This window comes from Variovorax paradoxus, from assembly GCA_016806145.1.
GTDB lineage: Bacteria > Pseudomonadota > Gammaproteobacteria > Burkholderiales > Burkholderiaceae_C > Variovorax.
The window spans coordinates 214,425-236,623 of the sequence record CP063168.1 but is presented as its reverse complement, the minus strand read 5'-3'; the positions used below and the strand labels follow the sequence as shown (position 1 = coordinate 236,623).

Genomic DNA, 22,199 nt, shown 5'->3' with positions numbered 1-22,199 from the left:
CGAGCGCACGATGCCAAGGCAGTCGCTCGTCTTGACTTCATTCGATCATGCGAGATTCGATGTGCATCGTTACGAGATGCTTTTTGGAAGGTGCTGTCGCTCACCGCACTCCGACAGCTGACGCGCTTCTCCCCTTCTCGAACCGATAGTCCAATCAAGTCATCGATATTTTTTGACAAGGACGACGACTGTTATGTATCCCGTGGACCCGTACCCTGCACGCACCTATTCGCCCGCATTGAACTACCCGAATCCGGCGAACTATCCGGTCAACGCTCTGGGTCCCGTGCTGGCGCCCGCCGTGTGCCAGCACTCGTTCAACACCGGCGTCGCCGTCGAGATGATCGCAAGCTATGCCCGCTCGATCGCGCACGTAGGCGCACAGGACAACGTAGACATCCAGCGCCCGCGCTGTCCGCCCTCGCCGGTGTCGTCCTTCGATCTGGTCAGTGCGGATTCCAGCGAGGGCAAGGACACTGCCTCGCGCCCGTTTGTGGGGTTTCTGCGCAAGTACGAAGACGCACTGCAGGAGCGTCATGCGTTGGCACGACTCGATCGCCTTGCCGAGGAGGCTGCGTGGAAGGCGCAGATGCGCGTGCTGAACAAGCGGCTCGACCAGGCCGCCAGCGAAGGCGAGGATCTCGACGCCCTCAAGAACGAGCACCGGGAGCTGATGGCACGCCGGCCGGCCCAAGCTGGCGAACCGAAGATGCTCGTCGACAACATCACCCCTGGCGCGTTGGAGAATCTGATCGGCGAGGGGTCGAAGTCGATCTTCATCACTTCGACCGAGGCCGGCGGTCTGCTCAACGGTCGACTCGGCCGCTCCACCGACCTGCTCAACAATGCCTGGGACTCCACGCCGCTCGTCAAGGATCGCGTCAAGGAAGAGCGCGTCGTCCTCAGCGACTACCGCGTCTGCGGCCACTTCGCCCTCCAGGGCCCCGTGCTGCAGAGCATCTTCGCCCGCACGGGCCATCTCGCCCATGGAAGCGGGCTAACGGCACGCATGTTGTTGACCGTACCCCATTCGACGCTCGGAGGTCGCTATCTGCGCTCGGATCGCCCGCTGAGCTACGACGACATCGACGCCATGGGCTGTCGTATGCGGGAGCTGTTCGAGCAGGGTGCTCGCCGTCGCGAGGCGGACGAGGCTCGCTGCGTGATCGCCTTCTCCGAAGCGGCGGCGCGCTACTTCGACGACATCTATAACGAAATCCAAGCAAACCTGGGACGCGGCAGGATCCTCAACGATGTCGCGGGACATGCCGGCAAGACCGCCGAGCAGATCGCCCGGGTCGCAGGCACGCTCCACAAGGTCGAAGAGTTCCAAGGCCCGTTGCAGGTCGACGTTCTCGAGCGAGCCCGGCAGATCGGCTACTGGCATCTGGATCAATTCCTGGCGCGGTTCGGCGCGGGTCAACCCGGCGATCAGCGCATCGTCGATTCCGAGATCGTCGCGAACGCTTTGCACACCATCGCCTACCGTGGACTGGGGTATATGGCGCGCGCGGAAGTAAGGAAGTGGTGCGCCGTGCCGTTGTCGACGGCTCGTTTCGATCAAGCGCTGCAGGTCCTGATCCACCAGGGGATCGCGCTGCTGCAGAAGCGCGGCGGTCGTGCCCTCGTGGCGGCGAATCCCTGGCGCTAGACGCAGGCTGCGAACGATGTGCACGAGACAGCCCTCCCGCGAGGGATCTGCGCAATGGCTTTGGCCGCGAAAGGCCGTCCCGAGCGTGCGAACGCGTCGGGCAGGCATGCCCGCATCGCCCTTGAGAAATCCCGCGCGCGAAGGCCATGACGACCGGGCGAACCTAGCCCAGCCCGGCCCCTGTGCGACGAACCTGGGCGATCAAGGATTCCAACGGGCTCGGGCGCGCCAAGTAGTAACCCTGGACCAGAGGGCAGCCGAGCGATCGGAGGTGTTCATATTCCTCGACCGTCTCCACTCCCTCACCCACCACCTCCAAGCCCAGGGCCTGGCCAAGATTGATGATCGAACCTACCAACAGCCTGCGCCGATCGGACTTGTGAAGGTCCGCTATCAGCAGTCGGTCGATCTTGACCTGCCTCACGTACTTCGCGTCCAGCATTGCCAGGGACGAGTACCCGGTACCAAAGTCGTCCACGGCGATGCCTATGCCGTCGTCCGAGAGCGCCTCGAGCTGGACGGACGTCGACGGACTATCCAGTGCGCTTTCCTCGGTGATCTCCACTCTCAGACGTTCGGGCGCGATGCCTTCGCGCCGAAGTGTGGGCAGCAGCACATCGCGCAAGGCAAGGCTCCCTATCTCGCGAGGCGACACGTTCATCGCGACGGGCACGCTGTCGAAGCCCGCGTCGGCTTGCGAGAGCGAATGCAGGCCGTGGCATACCTCCTGAAGGATATGCTGCAGGAGCGTCTCGCCCATGCCCATGAGAGTGGCGGCGTGGACCACCTCCTCGGGCGACGTCCAGCCCTGCCGAGGATGGTGCCAGCGGAGCAAGGCCTCCAGACTCTGGATCCTGCGACCGTCACCGCTGAAGATAGGCTGGTACCACAAGCCGATGGCCCCCGATTCGATGGCGCATGCCAGGTCTTTCTCGACGTCCTGGCGCCGAAGAAGGCGTCGATGCATCGCTTCATCGAACCGATAGGCCGGCGCCGTCGCGGACCTGCCGGATTCATGAAGGGCCTCATTGGCGAAGGTCAGGAGATCGTCGAGATCAAGCGAGCGACAGTCGCAGAGTCCCACATGCAGTCGGATCATTTCGGCCTGCCTGCCGAGGTCGGTCGCGAGACCGATCGACCCAAGACTCGCACGGTGGACGCTCGCGAGGAAGCATTCCGTATCGCATGCCTCGTACAGCACGACGAACTTGTTGCCGTCCCAACGCCCGAGGACCGACTGGGTCGGATCGAACCTGGACCCGAGCCAGAAGGCGACGTCGCGCAGGATCTGGTCGCCCGATGCGAGGCCCTGCGTCTCGTTGATGATGGACAGACCGAAGACTTCGATGATCACCAGCCGTTGACGCGGTCCCCTCTGCGAGCGGAGCCAATCGGAAGCAACGACCATGAAGCTCTGGCGGGCGAGCAAACCGGTGAGCGGATCCTGGACATTGTTCATCTATCTCTCTTCGATTCGCGGCGGTGCGGATCCTTCGATGCGCACAGCGAAAACCAGCTCCCTGACTATTCTTGTTTTTCGATGACCCGCGTATTCTGCGGCGCGTCGTGGGCTTCGTGCTTGCGGAGGAGTCGCGCCGCAGCGGGCTCAGCTGCCGCGGCGCGATCGCTGACGATCCGAAAGGTCCTGCAGCCGAAGACGCGAGGCATCCTTCCCGTCGTGTTTTTCCGCGTCCGACTCCAGAGCGCCGAAGTCTGTCGATGCGAACCCCGGCGGCACGTGCACACCTTCGTCGTCGCGACGCACGAGCCCGCGGTTCTCGAGTTCGCGCATGGCCTTGTTCACCCCCTCCCGGGAGAGCCCGGCGTAGGAGGCGATCACGGCCTGTGTGATCCGCTTGTCGTATCCATCAGCCCCTGCGGGGGCCAGGTGGGTCAGTTCATGAAGGACCCGCCCGACCAGCTCGACCGGCGAGAGCGACGAGATTCGCCTCAGTTGGCCGCGGATCATGGATATCCGCTTCAGGGCCGGCTCAAGCAGACCTACCGCGACTTGTGGAAAGAGCGTGCAAAGACGCCGCAGGACGCTGATGGGTATCAGGTAGACGGACGATGGGAGGGCGGCGATCAACGTGGATTGCGCCACGAAGCTGTCCTCCTTGATCGATGTACCGAAGAAGAAGTCGTCCTTGCTGACGAAATCGGTTGTGACGCCTTCGCTGCCGGTGTCGCTGCCATGGACCACCACGCGCAGCAAGCCGCTGGCGACGCAATAGACATGCTCCGAGGTCTGGTCTACTGCAAGGACGACGTCGTTGCGACGATAGTCCCGCAGTTCGGTACTTTGAACAAGCAGCGCACGCTCGCTGTCGGGCAGCGTGGCAATAAGTGGATGCAGATACATGCTGGAACGGATACGGACTCCCCTCCCCGTACGCCAGCTCGTCCCGCGAAGGGACTTGTATCGCTGGACGTCAGGGTCCCGGCTTTTCCGTGATTGATGAGATGGAGTTGATGGAAATCGAAGCTGTTTTTTCTCTTTGCAGCAGCTGTGTGAAGGACAGGAAGTGACAGGTTGGAATGGCAACGAACGCGCCAGGGGATGGCGAGAGATCGTCGACCGGGCCGTATGCCTTCACTCGGTGCGTCAGATCCACCGCGTCCGAGCGCGACGAGGTCGAAGCGGCACAACGGCGACGCGCGACATCGGGAAATTGGGCTCTGATGAAGATGCAGGGATTCAAGAGAAGAACCGGCGAATCAAAAGGCTCAAACCGCCGAAGCGGTTTGAGCAAAAGTCCCCGGCAGCAAACCGTCCGCCGGGGGAGGGGCGAAACTAGATCACCGCACCGACGCGATCGTCGACACGGCGGAGTTGCCCACGGCCGTGGCGTTGACCTGGTTGCCTGCCGCGCGCAGCGTGCTGCCCGTGGCCGCGCCAGTGACGCCGATGCCGTAGTTCACGCTGGTGGCAGTCGCCACGACCGTACCGCTGTTGGTCTGGAAGTTTCCGACCGCGGCCGTCGGACGGCTTGCGCTCGGAGCACTCACATTGACGCTGTTGGTCGCGATGTTGCCGTACGCCTGCGCAGCCGTCGTGTTGCCGGTGACGGCCACGGTGCTGCCGCTCACGCCAGGCACGAGCACGGGAGCCGTCGCGTTCAGGGCCACCTGGTAGCTGGCCGTGGCGAACGAGCTCACGTTGCCCGTGTTGCCCTGGTTGTTGAGCACGGCGGCGGTCGCTTGCGAGGCGCCGACGGTGCTGCCGGCGAACGGTGCGGGCGTCGCGTAGCTGCTGCCCGCCGACACGTTGAGCACGTTGCTTGCCGCGTTGCCGCGTGCCAGCGCCGTCGTGCTATTGCTGTCGATGGTCAGCCCGCTGTTGAGCGCGGCGGTTGCCGCCGGCACGCCACCTTCGAGGTTGAAACCCGCGGTGGTGCTTGACGTCGCGTTGACGGCGGCGCTGCTGGTCTGCGCGTTGCTCAGACCAACGTTGCTACCCTGCAGTGCGGCGCCCGAGAGCGTCGCGCTGTTGTCCGCGCGATTGGCCGATGCCTCCGCCGTGGTCGCGTTGCCGGTGATGGAGAACGTGCTGTCCGCCAGACCCGTGGTGGCCGTGGCCACACGGTCCTGGTTGTACAGACGCGTGCTCGCCGTGCTGGCGACCGAGGTGGACGCAGCCTGGCTGTTGCTGAGCACATGGTCGCCAGTGGCGCCCGCAGCGTTCAGAACGGCGTTGGTCGTGGCACCGACCGGCGTCGCGTTGCCCGCGGTGACCGTCAGCGCGTTCGTCGCGTCGTTGATCACGCCCAGCGACACGTTGCGGTTGTTGGCCAGAGCCACCGACGAACCCGACACTGCGCCTGGTGCATACAGTTCCGCGTCCGAGGTCGCGGCGACCGAGGCGGCGCTCGATTGCTGCGATGCCAGCGCGGAGGTCGCTGCCAGGTTGGTGGCGCTCACGTCCAGGGTGTTGGTGGCCGTGTTGGCAACCGAGCTCGCTCGTTGGCTGTTGTTGGACACGCTCACAGTGGAGTTGCCGATGGCCGAGCCAGCCACGGTATCCACGGCGAAGCTGCCGTACACATTGCTCACCAGTGCCGAGTCACCGGTCACCGACTGCACGTTCGACAGCGCGTTGTCAGCCTGCGCGCCCGAACCGGTGACGAGGGCGCCAGCGTTCGCCACCGTGCGGCCGCTGCCGGCTGCGACGGCGTTGCCGGCGACGCTCGAGGTGTTGGTCGCGCTGTTGCCCGTGACGGAGCCCGTGTTGCTGTTGCCGTCGACGGACAACTGCGAGCCGGTCACTGAACCCGAGACGGCCAGGATGACGCCGCCCTGGTTCGGGACGCTGGCCGTCGCAGGAGTACCCGGAATCGTCGCCGACAGCGATGCCGAGCCACCTTCCGCGATCAACGTGTAGGCAGACAGCGGGATGGTGCCCAGGATGGTCGCCGAGCCGCTGATGTTGCCGCCTGTGATCGTCCAGCCGTTGCCGGTCAGGTAGGCGATCTGGCCCGGGGTCAGCGTGGACGTCGCTACCGTCAGCGTACCGCCGGTCAGCGTTGCCGTCGTGCCCGAGAAGGTGCCGGTCAGGGCACTGCCGGTCGCGTTGAACGAGAACGGCTCCGGCGACGTGCCGGCGCTTCCAGCGACACCGGCCTGGCCGATCAGCGCGTTGACGTTGGCGCTGGTCGTCTGCGAGTTCTGCAAGGCGGTGGTGGTCGACAGACCGTTGCCCGACAGGCTCAGGCTGTTCGTCGCGGCGTTGCTGGTTGCCGAAGCGCTGGAGACGTTGTCGTTCGAGGCGATGCTCGAGCCGGTCACGTTGCCACCCACAGCGGTAAGGATACCGGCGGCGGTGCCACCGACCAAGACCCCGTCGCGCTGCGTTGCGGTGACCGAGCCTGCGCCCGATTGCGCGTTCTGCACGCTGAAGGCTGCGTTGGTCGTGAGCGTGCCGGCGTTAGAGGTCGCACCGGTCAGCGGCGTGGCCGACACAGTTTCGATGCCGTTGCCCGAGGCGCTCAGGCTGTTCGTGCCGCGGCTTCCGAAAGCCAGGGCCTGGATTTGGTTGCCGGAGGTGGCTACCGTCGAGGCCGAGACGTTGTCTTCGATCGCGGTGGCGATGACCGAGCCGCCGGTTGCCGTCGCCGACACGGCGCCGCTGGCGGTCTGCGCGCTGGTGACGTTGGCGATGGACGCCGCGCCCGCGGCATCGACGCCGGTGCCCAGATTGACGCTGCCGACGTTGCTCGCATCGTTGCCGTAGGCGGCCGCGACGAAGGCATTGCCCTGGTTGGCGATCTGGCTGCGGGTGGCATTGCCTTCCAGCAGGACCGTCACTGCACCGAGGGGGCCGCCAAAGCCGATGGCTTGCGCGTCCACATCGCCGAGGGCCGACTGGTTGTTCAGCAGACCGTATGCTGCCGTCACCGTTCCACCCAGGCTCGGCGTGCTCGACAGCGTCGATGCCGGTGCAACCGAAGTGGGCACCGTCGCCCCATTGGCTGCGACCGTCAGGGTGTTCCCGGTCGAGTTGCCGTAGGCGATCGAACGCTGCAGATTGTCCGACAGGCTCAGGCTGGTGTCCGCGATGTGCGTGCCGGCATAGACGGCAGCGGCGGAGCCGACCAGCTGGGTATTCACGGGCGAAGCCGCGTCCACAATCTGGATGTTCGCGACGCCTGCGCCGGAGCCGATGCTGGTGCCGGTCAGCGACAGGGCGTTCGATGCGCTGTTGGCAAGGCCGACCGCCTCCTGCGTGTTCTTGCTTGCGCCGATTGTGCTGCCCGTGATGGTGTCGCCACCGGTACCGCGCGAGTCGACATAGGCGCCGACGTAGGAGCCAGCCGTGGTCGCGGAAACCGGGCTCGCGTAGTTGCTTTGCAGACTGGTGATCGTCGCCGCGCCGCTGGCCGAGACGTTGCCATCGGGCGTGCGACCACCGGTGACGACCGTGGCGCCGGCGCTAAGCGGCAAGGCGTTGGCGGCCAGCGAGAGGCTCTGCGTGGCGCTGTTGCCGTAGGCGGAGGCAGCAGTGCGGTTCTGCTCGACGGCCACCGTGCTGCCCTTGGTGGTGCCGTTTTCCAGGCCGGTCTCGGCACCGATGATCGACGGTGCGGTCACGGCCGAGACACCGCCGCCATAGTTGCTCTGCTGGTTGGCGAGTGCCGCGGTGGCCGAGAAGGTTGCGCCGTTCTGACCGGTCGCGATCGCGCTGGATGCGGCGTTGCCGGTGGCTGCGGAGGTGATCGCATTGCCCGCGACGGTCGACGCACCGCCGTCGATCGACTGCACGGTGGCGGTCACGCTTGCGGCATTCGTGGAGCCTTGCAGCGAGACGCCGACGTTGCCCTGGGTGTTCAGGATCGCGAGGTCGGCACCGAGCTGCGAGCTCTGGCTGCCGGCGCTGTAGGTGCTGCTGTTGACGGTCGGCGCGCCCGAACCGGCGACGGAGATTCCGTCGGCCAGCACGATGCGGTTGCCGGCCACGCCAGCGGCACCCAGTGCTTCGTTGCCAGTCGCTGCGCTCGAGACCGTGTTGCCCTGGACCGACAGCGCACCATTCAGCACGTTGGTCGTACCGGTGCCATTGCTGCCGATGGTCGCGTCGATCGAGGTTAGGGTGTTCGACGCGTTGTGCGTCACAGCCGCGCCTTGGTTGAGCTGCAGGTTGCTCACGACGGCCGAGCCGGCGAAGGTCGGTGCGCCGCCAGCCTGGATCGAGGCGGTGTTGGTCGCCGCATTTCCCTTGAGCGTGGCCGAGACGGTGTTGCCGTCGAGAGCGGGTGCCGAGTTCACGGCGTTCGCACCGTCGGCGGTCAGATCGAGCGTGACGGAGTTGCCGCCGGCGTTCGCGGAGGATGCGGCACCGACACCCTGCTGAGCGGTGGTGACGACGATGCTGCCGGATGCCTGGCTGCTGTTGTTGCCGGCCGCGTGCGTGCTCGACGTCGTGCCGGGCGCCGCGGAAGCGTAGTCGACCGGGACGGTACCTGCGACCGAGGATGCGCCGCCATTGATCACGGTGGTAGCCGATACCGTGTTCTGCGTGTTCGACGCTTCGCCCGAGGAGAAACCATTGAGGTTCACGCCGACCGAGTTGCCGTTCGCGTTGCTGGTGATGGTGCCGGTATTGGTCTGCACGCCCAGCGATGCCGCCCCGTCGAGCACGATCGTGCTACCCGTCAGGGACAGATCGATCGCGTTGGAGAACTCGTTGGCCTTGGCCGTGGCGTTCACCTTGTTCTGCGTCGTGGTGTTGGAGGTGCCGGTCTGGACGCCATCGACGGTGACGCCGATCTGCTGACCGGAGGCGGTCGCCGACACAGGCTGCGTCTTCGTCTGCACCGAATCCACGGTGAGGAAGCCCGAGGCGGTTGCCGTCGAGGTCGTCGCGTTGATGGTGGTGGTCGCGCCCGATTCGAGCGGCGCGGCCATCGCACCGCTGGCTGCCAGGCTGGCGAGCACCGCGAGGCCGACGCGGCTGAGTGCCGGCGCCTTGACGGCACGCGACTGGAGATTGCGAGTCTTCTTCATGGAAGTTCCTTGGGTATTGATCAAAAGTTCCGAAAATTCAGTGGATCCGGAGGATCGATGTGGTGGTGGCGTTCAGCTTTCAGTGCGGTTTAGCTCCCTCGTCGTGTGTTCTCCTCTCGGGCTGGTTGAACCGGCCCGCCCTTGCCCGAGCCCGCGCCCTGAACGCGCAACTTGGCGACCTCTTGCAGCCCCGGACCGTCGCGATGAATGGCTGTGTCGGCCTTGTCCGGCCGCCAGCTCACGCTGATGCCGCCGGGGGCGATCCCGCGCGACACCAGCGCTGATGTCACGACGCCGATGCGCTGGTCCGTCAGCAGATCCCGCTTGCCCGCGTCCCAGTTCTCGGTGTCGCGGGCCACCAGCACCACTTCGGTGGGCGCCTTGGCGGCGGCCGCCGCGATCTGGTCGAGCAGATTCAAGGTGCCGCCGGTCAATGCCGCTGCGCCGAACTCGAATGGGATCTGCACGCTCGCGCCGTCGCTTGTGTTGACGGACGAAGCGTTGCTTGCCGCATTGACGGCTTCGCCGGTGAGCACGCGCGCGCCGCTGGAATCGACGATCGGGTTGGGAACCTTGCGCAGCGACTCCGCCGACTGGCGCGGCAGTTCATCGAAGACGCGCATGCCGAGGCAGGGCTTCGGGTCGACCTTGGTGACGGCGGCGACCAACCGGACCACGGCCTCTTCCAGCGCCGCGCGAATGCCCAACTGCACCGGCTCCTGGCCCTTCGCGCCGACGTCCACGTCGAACAGATCGTTGCGGAAGAAGCGAAAGACGTTGAAGCCGACCTCGTAGCCGTTGAACTGCTTGGTCAGGCTGATGGTCTTGAGGATCATCAGCGTGCGGGTGTCGACGATGCGCAGGTCGACGCCCACGGACTGGCTGAAGGTCCTCGCTTTCACGCCGACCTGGTTCACTGCGAACTCGGCGCCGCCGGAATTGATGTTGTAGTTGAGTTCGGTGATGCCGCCGACGATGAAGTAGTCCGACTTGTTGATCGACCCCCCGAAGTACGGAAGCCATGGGACCACCTGGTTGCCGGCAGGGCCGGCGAGTTGGTGCGAGCGCCCGTCTCCCAGCTGCCTGCGGTCGGCATAGCCGAGCTCGCGCTCCGCGATGACCGGATCGAAACGCTCGGCGACCTGCACCGCTCCGCCCATCTTGCCCAGGGCCGAATACACCATCAGTGCACCGCCCTGCGTGATCGCATTGCCTTCGTTGATGCTGTACTTGCCGGTGTAGTCCTTCACGTCGCCCACGGAGACCACGATGGGAGGCTTGGCCGTCGCCGCCACATGGTCCCCGTAGCAGGCGAGCACTGCTTCCATGGGCGTGACGTTGTCGCGAACGGCGGGGCCGAGGACGACGGGTGCCTCCCTGGGGGCGGCACGCTCCTGGGGAGCGGTGACGCAACCGGCAAGCGATGCAAGCGCGACTGCGGCACTGAGCGTTCTCATCGAGGCGATGGACGCCGGGCGTGGTCGGGCGAAGATGATCGATGTCATTGATGCTTATCCGTCAGTTGAGCGTTCCGTAGGCACAGGCGGTGCTGCCACTCACGCTTGCGCTCTGGCTGCCGCTGTTCGTCTGGTTGGAGTTGAGCGCCTGGGCGGCCCAACCCTGCACTCCCGTGGTCGTCGAACCATTGACCAGGGATCCCACGGTGCCGGCATTGGCCTGTCCGGTGGTCACCGTGCCGCTTCCGCTCCAACCCGTGTTGTCGTTGCCCGTCGATGTGGCCGCCGCTCCGCTGGTGCTGGGCGAGTTCGCAACCGTGCTGTTGGAGCCCTGGTTGCCCTGCGCGGTCGCGTTGACGTCGCAGTTGAACTGTCGCTGGATGTAGGTGTTGTTGGTGGTGCTGGCAGCGCCGTAGCTGCCCGCCTTGCGCCGCTGGATCATGTCCTGGACGGCGGCCTGGTTGGCCTTGTCGGCCGAGGTCTGGAACTGCCACGCCGCGTTCTCGCCGACGTTGTTGGCCATGCCTTGCCCAGCACAGGCGATCAGGCACAGGGCGACAAGAGCGCACCTGGGCGATCGGGTGATTTCGCGCGTGGACCTGCGCGGTGGGAAGAAGCGATGTACTGTCGTCATTGGTTGTCCGTTTGCTTGTGGGTACGGTTGAGGGGCAGTCGCCAGCGAGAGGAAAGGAGAGTTCCGCGACGTGGAGATCTCATTTCCTGCCGCCGACAGTGAGCCCCGTGGCGATTCGGATATCGGGGCGAGGGGCGCTCTTCGCCTTGTCCATCCGCTGCGGATGGAGCGGGTTCGGTGCGCCGGGTCTGCGTCTTGTCGCGCGCGGCAGGTCGCCTGCTTCGTCGACGTAGACGCTTCCTGCCGCGGACATGCGCAGCGGAAGCAGATGACCGTTCATGCGCATGCGCCGACGCAGGCGGCCGATCACCTTGGTGTGCAGAAGATCCAATGTCTCCTCGCCTGCTTGCGATCCGATGTCCTCTTCGGCGGCATCGATCTTTGCGACGTTGTCCGCCGAGTCGACAAGCGAGCGGTTCAGCTCCTTGACTTCGTGGGGAGCCAGGAACTGACTGGGTGCGCGAGCCACTCTCAGCAGCAGCGATCGCTCCTGAGGGCGCAGCCGCACCTCCACGCCCTCCTCCTTCGCAAGACGCCAGCCGTTCATCGAGAGACGCCAACTGCTCGATCCCAGAAAGATCTCGCCAGACGAAGGAGGCGGCGTCACCTGTGCGCAAGCGGACTGCCGAGCTCTTGCCGCCTGCTCCGTCTGCTGCCGAATGGCCTCTTCGAGCGCGACGTACTGCGCATGGGTCGCGCCATCGACTTCGCTGCTTGGCGGCTCCCCTGCGTGCTGGCGTCGGCAGTCCTTGATCGACTCGTTGCAAACGGCGATGTCGTTCAAGGTTTGCTGCAGCTGCCCCAGCAAGACTGTCATGCGCACGAGCAATTCACCGATGTCGCTGCTCATGCTTAGGCCTCGCCTCTGCGGGCCTTTGCGCCGTCCATGAAGGCACCCTCGACCCATTGCGCTCCGGCCCGCAGCGCCAGCCGCATGTCCTCCTCCCGCTCGATTCCATCTACCACCGCGTGGCTCGCAAGATGGCCTGCGAGCGAGAGCATTTCCTGCAGTCCTTCGCGGCCGAACTCGCTGCTGCGGGCCCGACGCAGGAAGGAGGGATCCACCTTCGCGATATCCGGTCTGCAAGCGTGGACGATGGCCAGGTCGCCGTCACGGCATCCAAGACCACGCACGGCGATGCGGCAGCCCAGGGATTGGAGGCGGCTGCAAAAGCTCCTCACGGCCTCCAGCTCGGACACGACGCCGCTCGCACTGAACTCCACCACCAGCCGCGAGGCGAGCATGGGCTCCGAATGCAGCGCCGAGAAGACCGATGACCACCAGTGGTCGCAGCGGGCGCTCTGCGTGGAAAGCCGTATTCCCAGACGCAATCCCGGGCGCTGGCGCAGGATCGCCAATGTCTTTCGCAACAAGTGCCTGTCCCAAAGCCTCGCCAGGCCGAGGCGCTCCAAGCTCGGTGCGTAGACGCTCTCGTGGATGGCGTCCGAGCGACTTTCTTCGGGGATGGGACCGGCGGTTGCGATAAGCGAGTGATAGAGGGCGCTCGAACCGCCGTAGACGTCGACCACCGGTCGCCAGGACAAGCTCAGGAATCCCCTGGAGAGTGCTTCGGCAGTGCGCACGGCGACATCCATGTCGGCGCGATAGCGGTGCCCCCAGCCATCGAGTTCCATCTGTTCGAACTCTGCGCATTGCTGGGCCGTCCACAGAGCGAGTTCGATCTCCGCGCTGTCGAGCTCGCCCGGCGATCCCATCTCGATCCAGTCGGCATGCAACTGGGCCAGCACTGCGATACCTCGGAACACGATCGGCCGCTTGCCGACATGGGTGAGCACCGACTCGAGCTGTTCGCGAGCGGCTGTCAGCGACGTGTCAACCGGAACTGGGAAACTTTCGTTAGACCATAGCAGGCAACAGTCATCTCTCGGAAAGGCGAAGTCGGTGCCCATCGTGCGGACGAACGACAAGCAGATCCTGCGACGGACCTCGCGGCTGACGGCCATCGCGAATTCGATCCCATACGCTTGCGAGAGCTGAGGGAGATTCCCGATGAACACGTATGTGCATGCGCGTCGCGGCGGCTGTGGAATGCCAGAGGCAAGGTGCGTCTGCGCATCCACGACCGACGAGGCAAGCGGGCGAGGCGACATCGTCGTGCGGGCTTGAAGGCCTGCCAGGAAACGATGTCCCCCACTAGGCGATAGGGCGAGCATCCAACTCTCCAGTCCAGAGTCTTGTTTCGAATGCGTCGGCTTTGGGGCCGCGCGCTGTCTCTCGAACGGCAAGACTGGTCCCTCCCGAAGAATCGGGGCTTCTCTCGAAGTCTGGCTGTTCGCATAGGCGCGCCTATCCACACGAGTCGAGGTCGGCTCGTCGACGGATGGGCGTCTGGGTTCTTGGGCGGGTCGTCGACTAATCGACCACCATTGCTGCGGGGGCGCGTTGCCGCTTCAGGCGTACGCTGGGCAGGCCGTCGAGGGCCCGTGGGCGCGTATCAGGGTGAGCTGCCCTTGGCGCGTGCTTTCGACATTCGTTATCTCCGTTGCAAGCTGTAGTACGAATGGATACTACAGATTACGGTAGGAAACAGGTAGGCGTTCCGATTGAGGATGTGAACGCATTCACTTTTGGGAAACATTTCGCAGTAACGAGCTACCGACCTCGAACGCGCTGTTCCTTCGGTGCGACGAACAACGCTTTCTCACCACTTCGTGGGATGGTTCATCGCAAGCGCTCGTGCTATCGAGCAATGTCGCTTCAGCCACCCATTCTCTATTCGCTCGGGGGGTGTGAACAACACGACGCTCTCGACGCCCATATGGGCAAACACGATAACCATGCTCGCTTTTCAGATAACGACACACTGGCTCGCCTTCCATGGCCAATCCTTTGACCAAGGCAGCCATTCCTTCCAGACTTTCCGTGTCGGTCATGCCGACCAGAGTGCTCTGCGTTAGGCAGGCTCACCGGAGACTCACGATTTGCCCGACAGCCTGACGGGGAACATCGCCCGCATGCGTTGACGCAGGCCGTCGATGCGCTCGGCTGAAAGCCCCGAGTAGCTTCGAATCCGTTGCATATCCGTGGACATCGCTCGCGACACGTGCCATCGAGGGTTCGTGATGGGTCATGCATCGAGATCTCGAGCATCTGCGCTGATCCTCCAGCGACACTCGACGTCTCGATGTTGTCGCACGATTGGTTGCGGCCGGCACATCATCCATTGCGCACGCTCTGCGATGTTTTGTTAACGCAACAATCTTGCCTTTGTTCGATCGAGGTCCTCGCAGGATTGACAAAAAAATCCATGGACAGTTGCGCTGCCCCGAGACGCCCAGTGCCGGCGGCTTGCAATCGAGCTGCCGACATACCTTTCATCGGTGAATGCGAGGCGGGATGCACCTGGCAATCGGTCGATGAAGACCGCATCGATTTCATGCGCGTGAAGTAGGACCTGGAGGTTCCGGGGGCGAGCTATCGTCGAGCCTCGAGGCGGCCAACCCTGTGCAGCCGACAAGCCCAGCGATAGCGTCGAAATGACCCGTTACCTGTGCGAGCTCGGTGCGCGACGTCACACAACACGAATAGGATCGCGTTCGATACCTGACCCGCCGCCGCGTCGGATCGGTGAGGACCGGTCCCATCATTTTCTCTGCACCATGAAAGCTGCGCTCGACTACCTCGCATCGTACAAACAGCGCCTGGATGCCGTCGACGAACCGCAGCAACTGTGGAACGACCTGTTGGATTGGCAGTACCAGGAGCACACTTCTTCCGCGACAGCAGGCGAGTTGCCGACAGGCAGGCACGTTCAGCGCAAGATTTCGGAAGTGCTGCTTGCACCGGTGCGCAACGAAGGCCGCCTGCGAGATGAGCACCTTCCCACGACCGCCACCGGGGGATTCCGAGGTCTCGTCGTGCTGTGCGCGAACCCGCACTTCAACGAGGCGCGCAACGCCCTGGAGCTCGAGTTGCGGCACTCGCAAGAAGCGAACCGCGATTTCTGCATGGCCCCGTTTACCAAACACCTGGCCTACTTCCAAGGAAGCAACTGGTGGAGGAGCGTCGTACGCTTTGCCCACACTTGTCTTGCGCAGCCGACGCCACCGACAGACGTATGGCAGTGGGCTTGCGATGGTCATGTGGGCGCAGTGGACCTGGTCCCCTTCCATAGCTCGGAGGATCGAATCACCGGTTTGCTCCAGAGCGCCCCGCGTCTGCTGGATGACCGCGGACGACTACGAGCGGCTCTCGCAGCCGCGGCCGAAAGCACCGTCCGCATGGTCGTACGGCTCCAACCTAAAGTCATCCTGGCAGCTTCCAGGACAGGCGCGGTTCTGGCGACCCATCTCGGCTTCAAGCTCGTCGAACAAGGCTTCGCCGCACGAATGCCGGACGTGCAGGTCGAGTGCGAAAGACACCGAGATCGGCGGGCTGGTATGGAGGCGCCAAGACTCTCATCGCCTCTTTTGCTTCAGGATCGAATCGTCCCAAGGCCGCGCGACCTACCTACTGACCTTGCCGGGTCAGATCTTTTCGGCTGCGGCTTCCCTTGCTTCGGTCAGGACACCTCTTGCGAACGAGATTCACAAGCTGCTGCAAACCTAAGAGGAATCGAGATCCACACGGAAGGCACGTCGAGTCCGACCTGGGACGGAGGTACGAATCCCCCTCTCCTTTCTGCTTTCGAGCTCGAACGGCCGTGGCGCACCTGGACCCACCTCGGCGAACGCGCTTACCCTTGCGAGCTGCCCTTTGGACTCAACGCGAAGCCCGGCGATCCGCGACGTGCTCGGAAATCCGCGCTTGCTCTCTGTCGAAGGTGATCAGCGCCAGCAGCAGAAACATTGCGATCGATCCAAAGTCGCTGCCCGCGTTGTGCCAGAAGCGAGCAGAAAGTATGGGCGCGCCGAGCATGGCCAGGAAAAACTTCGCGACGGCAAAGTGGCAGGCAGCGGACGAGATCTCATCGACGAAGCGTCTGATGTGGAATCTCCATTCGGCCAGCACCTCCTCGTTCATGTCGAACATCAGATTGAGAGCGAACCCGAAAGTAGACAGCGCGACAACAGCAAGCACGAGGACGGCTGCAAGACGCCAATCCACAAGAGCATTCACATGTTCATACAGGAGCGCCGTGACTCCGGCCTGCTTGAGGAACACCGCTGGATTGCAGATGAAGCCCCACAGAACAATGATGTAGCGCAGGCGATCGGACCAGAAGGCGTGTGCGCTTCTGCAAGGGATGCAGCTTTTGAGCATGACCGAGTTCCTTTCGGAGTTTGGTTGTGGACGACGCTCGGCGGGACGCGATGAAGGAAAGCCGCGGCGTCGTTCTGGTGTTCGACGCGCCCGACCGTGACCCTCGATCGCGGACGATCACCGCGCCCGAAGCACACGGCTCCTGTTCAGCTTCAGGATCGCCGGTATCCAGGATCGGCAGGGTCGCCGGCTTCCTGATCCACGCCAATCTGCGAAGCGATTTCCAGCAGTTGCTCCGCAGTGGGCTTGTCCCACCCGGCACCAAAGGACGCGTCGCCAAAGAACTTGAGCATCTCCTGGCGGACCATTGGATGCTGCCAGCCGCTCGCACCGAGACGCTTGATGATGGATGGATGCGCATCGCGTGCGCGCAGGGACTCGAGCAACTGCGTTTCGAGCTCGCGCTGCGCCTCCTCGGAAAGGGCGTTGATCGCTGCGGCGCAGCGATCGTGCTCCCGGCGAGTCCATTCGGCCTGCCATCGCGCCTTGCGCGCCGACGGCAGTTCGCGCGCAGCTGTCGGCAGGCCGCCGTCGATTGTGCTGGTAGCCGTGGCAGCGCTCGCCGGTGGCGCTGCATTGGCAAGCAACGCCTTGAGGTAGCGCAACGGATCACGCAGGGCCTCGGGGAATGGGTTGGCCATCCGTCGCTCGAGCGCTTCCAGTGCTTGATGCACTGCGGCTTCACCATGAGCCACCCACAGTGGCTCGAGGGTCTCTTCCGGAATTCCCAACTTTGCCGCTCGCGTCACCAGCCCGACGTCCACCGGCCGAGGCGGCCGTGTGAGCGCAAGGTTGGTCTGCTTCTTGAGCCCTATGTAGAACTGGATCTCGTCGACGAAGCGGCCCTGCTTGTGCTCGACCAGTTCGATGTCCAAGTCGGTGATGGAATTGACTTCGGCGATGGCAGGCTTAAGGGTGTCACGCTTGAAGATTCGGTATTCCAGGCGCTCGGTCTTTTCAGAGGTCGGGTTGCCGCTGAGCACCGGATACCACCAGCGCCAAGGCTGACGCGCTGTTCGACCGATGTCCTTGTAGCGAGTACAGATTTCGTAGAGCACTACGCCTGCATGGGTACGCAGTTGGCTGATGACCTCCAGCCGAAGACGTGCGAACACCGTCGGCTCGAGCAGCTCCTGCTTGAGGTTCACCGCGTACGACCACTCCACCCAGACCTGGCCGCGCTCCTTGCTCAGCTTGGCGTGCGCCAACAGACCGCTGACGTTCCAGCTGGCGCCCTCGCCCGAAGTCGGCGATTGCCACTCCACCGTGGTCGACACCATGGCTCGCAAGTGCTTTTTGATCAACGCGTGATCGTTGCTGTCGAAGTCCAGGCCTTTGACCACGGTGTCCAGGGGAGTGCGGAAGACATCCTTCTCCAGTCCCTGCTCCTGGGCTTGGTAGAGCAGCACGTTGTAGCTTTTGCGGCCCAACGTGGTGATGCGTGCCGACTTGGGCACGATTGCAAGCGTGTTGACGGCCTTACGAAGGAGCAGGCTTTCTTCGGGACGCTCGCCGCGATCCAACTCTCCTCGCGAATCGCTCGACGAGAGTGTGGGGGAAGCGAGCTTTCGTGCCATGTACCTACTGTACGTCATGTGTGAAAGCTCGATTCACTTCAGATCATACGCCTCCCGCTCCCGAAAACTCTCACGTGTGCCTCGCTCGTGCCTGCACCATTCCTGGAGTTGGTGGAGAGTTTTCGGGATGTCTTGCCACTCTGGCTAGCCTGCATCCCGCCTGCGGCTCGTTCCAGGCTCCGTTGGAAAGCTGTCAAGGCATCCTGTCGCGCTTGAGGCCGCCTATCGCAACACGCCTCCCCTCAATCCCGTCCCAAAACTCCTGAAAACCCTCACCTAAAACCCCTCATCGCGTCGGGCAGCGAACCCGTATCCACTCACCTATGGCCCTGCGGGCTCGCCGCTTGATCCCGTGTTTCTATGCGGAACATCCTGAAAAGCCTCCGGTCGTTCCCGAAGACCTGCACCCAACTACGCCTAACTCCTTGATTTCAAAGAAAAAAAATCGCCCTAAAGAGATTAAAGGGCTTGAAGGAATTCAAACTCTCCAAAACCGGATACCTGCCACAACTTCGAGAAGCAGAAAAATCCGTTGCATTTGACGATTCCCAGTCGATAGCAGTGCTTTCCGTAAAGCACGCCGGTAAACTCGCGAGCAACAGAAATCAGCATATGACATCAACTCCTCTTCCTCAATTCAAGCTCATCAGCTTGGCGGACATCGCGGATCAAGCCGAGCGCGCCGTAGCCATGATGGAGCAGATCCGGGCCACCATGTTGGCGCCAACTGCACGCAAGGAGGCTCCTCGGTACAGCCTTTCCCAACTTGCAACGATGCTCGAGGTCGAAAAGGGATCCGTCTCCCACCGCCTCACAAAGGGCGACCTTCCCTCTGGAAAACTGAATGCCGCCGGTAGCCGTCGAGAATTCACGCTCGCGGAAACCCGCGTCTGGATGCAAGAGTACCGAAAGGATCGCCTGCGTCCCAAGGACGCGGAAGCGGTGACGATCTCGATCGGCAACTTCAAGGGCGGGGTGTCGAAGACGACGACCGCGGTCACGCTCGCGCAGGGGCTTTCTCTTTTGGGTCATCGTGTCCTGGTCATCGATACCGATCCCCAAGGCTCACTCACCACCTTGTTCGGCATCCTGCCCGATACGGAGGTCGAGGAGCAAGACACCATCCTGCCTTTGGCCATGGGGACGGAAACCTCCATTCGCTACGCGATCAGACCCACCTACTGGGACGGCATCGACTTGGTGGCTGCCGCGCCTTCATTGTTCGGTGCGGAGTTCCTGCTGCCTGCCAGGCAGACGCAGGAGCCGGGCTTCGAATTTTGGCGGGTGCTTGACTTGGGGATCGACGACATCCGCAGCGACTACGACGTGGTCATCCTCGACACCCCCCCTGCCCTTTCCTACACCACCATCAATGCGTTCATGGCGTCGGACGGCATCATCATGCCGTTGCCGCCGAACGCGCTCGACTTTGCATCGGCTTCCCAGTTCTGGAGTCTTTTCTCCGATTTGACGGGCGAGCTGCTGACCAAGCGCGGGTTGGACAAGCACTTCGATTTCATCCACGTGCTGCTCGCTCGTGTGGACTCTGCAGATGCCGCGAGCGCGGTCATCCGCCAGTGGATCGGCCAGACGTATGCCGAAAAGGTTCTCCCTGTGGAGATCCCCAAGACTGCGGTGACGGGCGTCGCCAGCGCCGAGTTTGGGACCCTGTACGACGTTTCTCGATACGACGGAAGCGCGCGTACTTTCAAGCGTGCGCGGGATGCGTATGACAGCTTCGTGGGACACGTCGAGGGTTCCGTCCGTACGGTCTGGGCGCGGCAGCTAGCAGGAGTCAGAGGCGCGACACCGTCCATCGATGGCTCGTGCAGGGAGGCTCGGCGATGAACGTGCGGCCTATCGCCTGGGATGTTGAACGGTTCAACACCCCTTCCCATGCTCCGATGGGCGGTAATACCCTGCCTGGGAAAAGGAGCACGGCTGCAGGTGTTGAACGGTTCAACACCTTGGACAGTCTCAAGTGCAAGGAGTGGGATTCATGAGCAAGAAGCTTGCAGCAAAGGCGAGCCTGATTCAGGCGCCGCCGACCAAGCAAACGTTGGGCGCCTTGGAAGCTCCCTCCGTCTTCGTCGACGCATCGACGGCCCCGGCAGCGCCGAGAGAGCCATCAGTTCAAATGGACGCGACTCCAATCCCCGCGAGCCAGGAGCCTGTGGCGGAGCCAGCTCGGAGGTCGCTTGGCGCCGCCGTCACGGGAGACACAAGGCCCCGCACGGCGCCAGGTTCGATGGCGGTTTTCATGGCAGCCCAGTCGTCGGCTGTAAAGGAGGCGCAAGAGCTCAAGATCAAGCTTCGCGCCTTCGAGGGGGCCGTGCCTGTACGCTCGATGGACCCTGCTCGCATTCGCGCATCCGCTTGGGCCAACCGGCATGACGACAGCCTTGCCAACAAGGACTTCGAGGAACTACGTGCAGACATCGCGGCGGCTGGGTCGAATGTGCAGCCGATCTGTGTTCGTCCGCTGGCCGAAGGAAGCGATCCGTCCCATGACTTCGAACTGGTGTTCGGGCACCGCCGGCATCGTGCGTGTCTCGAGCTGGCACTGCCAGTGCGCGCGATGGTGGCGGAGATGGATGACCAAGCCTTGTTCGAGGCAATGGAGCGAGAGAACCGCGCTCGCAAGAATCTGAGCGCTTGGGAGCAAGGAACCATGTATCGACGGGCGCTGGACAGCGGGCTCTATCCATCTCAGCGCAAGCTGGCCGAATCGATTGGTGTCGATCTCTCGCTCGTCTCGAAGAGCCTCACACTGGCGCGGTTGCCTGAATCCGTCGTAAAGGCTTTTGGGTCACCGCTGGATATCCAGTTCCGTTGGGCCCAGCCGTTGAGTGAAGCGTTGCAACGTGATCCGGAAGGCCTCGTTGCACGTGCAAAGGGGATGATTCCCCGCAAAGGAACAATGTCGGCGAAGCAGGTTCTGGACACGCTTCTTGCCTCCACCGCAGAAGTGTTGAACAGTTCAACACCCCCAGTGGCCGAGCGTCGCATTGGCAGGGTGGGCCAAGGCGCGGTGCTCGGACGCGACGGGGCTGGGCGTGCAACGCTTCGCTTCGACGCCGGCGTGCTCACCCCCGAGCGCGAAACGGCCTTGCTCCGTTGGCTCGAGGATCTCGTTCCAGCTAAATAGGTCTCGGTGCCGTCGGCAGTTGGCAGCCGCCCTGATGGGCGGTTTTTTTCGCCAACTGGACGACCGCCCGGCTACCGTAAGTACGTAATCACTTCGAATCGATCCGCAGATGCAGTCTTGCGCTTAGCGACGTCATGAACAAGGAAACGAGGGTTCGCGCTGATCGCCCACTTCGCGCCATTCCTCCGTGAAAGCCACTTCAAAGCAAGCGCTAAGTCGTTGACACAGCTGAAAGTATTGTCTGTCGACTCCCAATAGTCGAAAGACGCATCGAAAAATAACACGGATGATTATTGTGAGTGCGCAGTTCTTTCCCGTCGTTCCCCGTCTCCGAAAAGTAGGGAATGGCGCAGGTGTCCCGCAGCCGTAATGACTTTGGAGGCATTGTGTTCCGGGCCTCGGGCGCTATGACAAAAGTACGACCGGAGCTGGAAGCGGATGCCCGTCGCCCAAAGCCGAACGGCGCGATCGTCGTCTACAACTCCGCCCCGTGTGGTTTGAGGTGTTGAACCGTTCAACACCCTTCGCAGGAAAGCTTCGCCAGCGCCAGCGGGCGCATCGTCGCGCCGCATAGGCTCAGACTGGATCCCTCGACTAAGTTCTCAAGCACTGAACAGCGCCAGCAGCCGGCCGTGCATGGCCGCGCTGCTGGCCGAAAGTCGCTCTCCAAATCCAGCGATGCGGGCTAATCGGGTGGGGTAGGGCAGAACCCCACTTAGGACGGAGTCGCGGGTCGTCGCGTGGTCAGCTCGACCAAGGCGGTCCAGCTGAATCGTTGGATTTCTCCAACTGCCGTAGCCGATGGTTCTGTCCTCTATGAGGGAGGCTAGGGATCCGGCGCAGGGCGGCCCGACTCATCAGGGGGCGTTGAACCGTTCAACAGCCGTGCATCTGAACTCCTGAAAACTCTCCGCTACTCCTTTCCGCGTTCAGACTGGTGCTCCTGGCATCTGGGTTTGGAAGTCGTGGATAGAGGTTTGCTTGGCGGGCGCATCGAGATTTCTTGTT

The 22,199-nt window shown here is 63.3% G+C and carries 14 protein-coding genes; 4 read left to right on the top strand and 10 right to left on the bottom strand.

Annotation, left to right across the window (positions count from 1 at the left end; translation table 11 throughout):
* Positions 1-238 precede the first annotated feature (238 nt).
* Positions 239-1,651, top strand: coding sequence for a DUF3987 domain-containing protein (locus INQ48_43555; protein ID QRF63272.1), 1,413 nt, complete (start codon positions 239-241; stop codon positions 1,649-1,651).
* 163 nt (positions 1,652-1,814) lie between these two features.
* Here INQ48_43555 and INQ48_43550 read toward each other — a convergent pair whose 3' ends face one another.
* The 8 genes from INQ48_43550 to INQ48_43515 all read right to left on the bottom strand — a co-directional run bounded on the left by INQ48_43550 (position 1,815) and on the right by INQ48_43515 (position 13,207).
* The gene (locus INQ48_43550) at positions 1,815-3,110 is read right to left on the bottom strand and encodes an EAL domain-containing protein (protein ID QRF63271.1); all 1,296 of its coding nucleotides are present in this window, start codon (positions 3,108-3,110) and stop codon (positions 1,815-1,817) included.
* Positions 3,111-3,257: 147 nt separating this feature from the next.
* A complete protein-coding gene (locus tag INQ48_43545; protein QRF63270.1) occupies positions 3,258-4,013 on the bottom strand; it encodes a Crp/Fnr family transcriptional regulator in 756 nt (251 codons plus the stop codon).
* A gap of 70 nt (positions 4,014-4,083) precedes the next feature.
* Complete coding sequence (locus tag INQ48_43540; GenBank protein ID QRF63269.1) at positions 4,084-4,353, bottom strand: hypothetical protein; 270 nt, start codon at positions 4,351-4,353, stop codon at positions 4,084-4,086.
* A 97-nt stretch (positions 4,354-4,450) separates the two neighbouring features.
* Positions 4,451-9,151: an S-layer family protein gene (locus INQ48_43535; protein QRF63268.1), complete on the bottom strand. Its 4,701-nt coding sequence runs from the start codon at positions 9,149-9,151 to the stop codon at positions 4,451-4,453.
* An 89-nt stretch (positions 9,152-9,240) separates the two neighbouring features.
* Positions 9,241-10,656, bottom strand: a complete 1,416-nt coding sequence (locus tag INQ48_43530; GenBank protein ID QRF63267.1) for a hypothetical protein — start codon at positions 10,654-10,656, stop codon at positions 9,241-9,243.
* A gap of 13 nt (positions 10,657-10,669) precedes the next feature.
* Positions 10,670-11,131: a hypothetical protein gene (locus tag INQ48_43525; protein QRF63266.1), complete on the bottom strand. Its 462-nt coding sequence runs from the start codon at positions 11,129-11,131 to the stop codon at positions 10,670-10,672.
* 190 nt (positions 11,132-11,321) lie between these two features.
* Positions 11,322-12,092 (bottom strand): hypothetical protein, encoded by a 771-nt coding sequence (locus INQ48_43520; GenBank protein ID QRF63265.1) that lies wholly within the window; start codon positions 12,090-12,092, stop codon positions 11,322-11,324.
* 2 nt (positions 12,093-12,094) lie between these two features.
* Entirely contained in the window at positions 12,095-13,207 is a 1,113-nt protein-coding gene (locus tag INQ48_43515; protein ID QRF63264.1) for an EAL domain-containing protein, read from the bottom strand.
* A gap of 1,656 nt (positions 13,208-14,863) precedes the next feature.
* Here INQ48_43515 and INQ48_43510 point away from each other — a divergent pair.
* A complete protein-coding gene (locus tag INQ48_43510) occupies positions 14,864-16,030 on the top strand; it encodes a hypothetical protein (protein ID QRF63263.1) in 1,167 nt (388 codons plus the stop codon).
* Here INQ48_43510 and INQ48_43505 read toward each other — a convergent pair.
* Both INQ48_43505 and INQ48_43500 read right to left on the bottom strand, forming a co-directional pair.
* Entirely contained in the window at positions 15,966-16,466 is a 501-nt protein-coding gene (locus INQ48_43505; GenBank protein QRF63262.1) for a hypothetical protein, read from the bottom strand. The two genes, INQ48_43510 and INQ48_43505, sit on opposite strands and share 65 nt — an antisense overlap.
* Positions 16,467-16,618: 152 nt before the next feature.
* The gene (locus tag INQ48_43500) at positions 16,619-18,043 is read right to left on the bottom strand and encodes a replication initiation protein (GenBank protein ID QRF63261.1); all 1,425 of its coding nucleotides are present in this window, start codon (positions 18,041-18,043) and stop codon (positions 16,619-16,621) included.
* A 612-nt stretch (positions 18,044-18,655) separates the two neighbouring features.
* Here INQ48_43500 and INQ48_43495 point away from each other — a divergent pair.
* Together INQ48_43495 and INQ48_43490 are read left to right on the top strand one after the other, a co-directional pair.
* Positions 18,656-19,891, top strand: a complete 1,236-nt coding sequence (locus tag INQ48_43495) for an AAA family ATPase (GenBank protein ID QRF63447.1) — start codon at positions 18,656-18,658, stop codon at positions 19,889-19,891.
* 151 nt (positions 19,892-20,042) lie between these two features.
* Positions 20,043-21,191, top strand: a complete 1,149-nt coding sequence (locus tag INQ48_43490; GenBank protein ID QRF63260.1) for a ParB/RepB/Spo0J family partition protein — start codon at positions 20,043-20,045, stop codon at positions 21,189-21,191.
* The last annotated feature ends 1,008 nt before the right edge of the window (positions 21,192-22,199 follow it).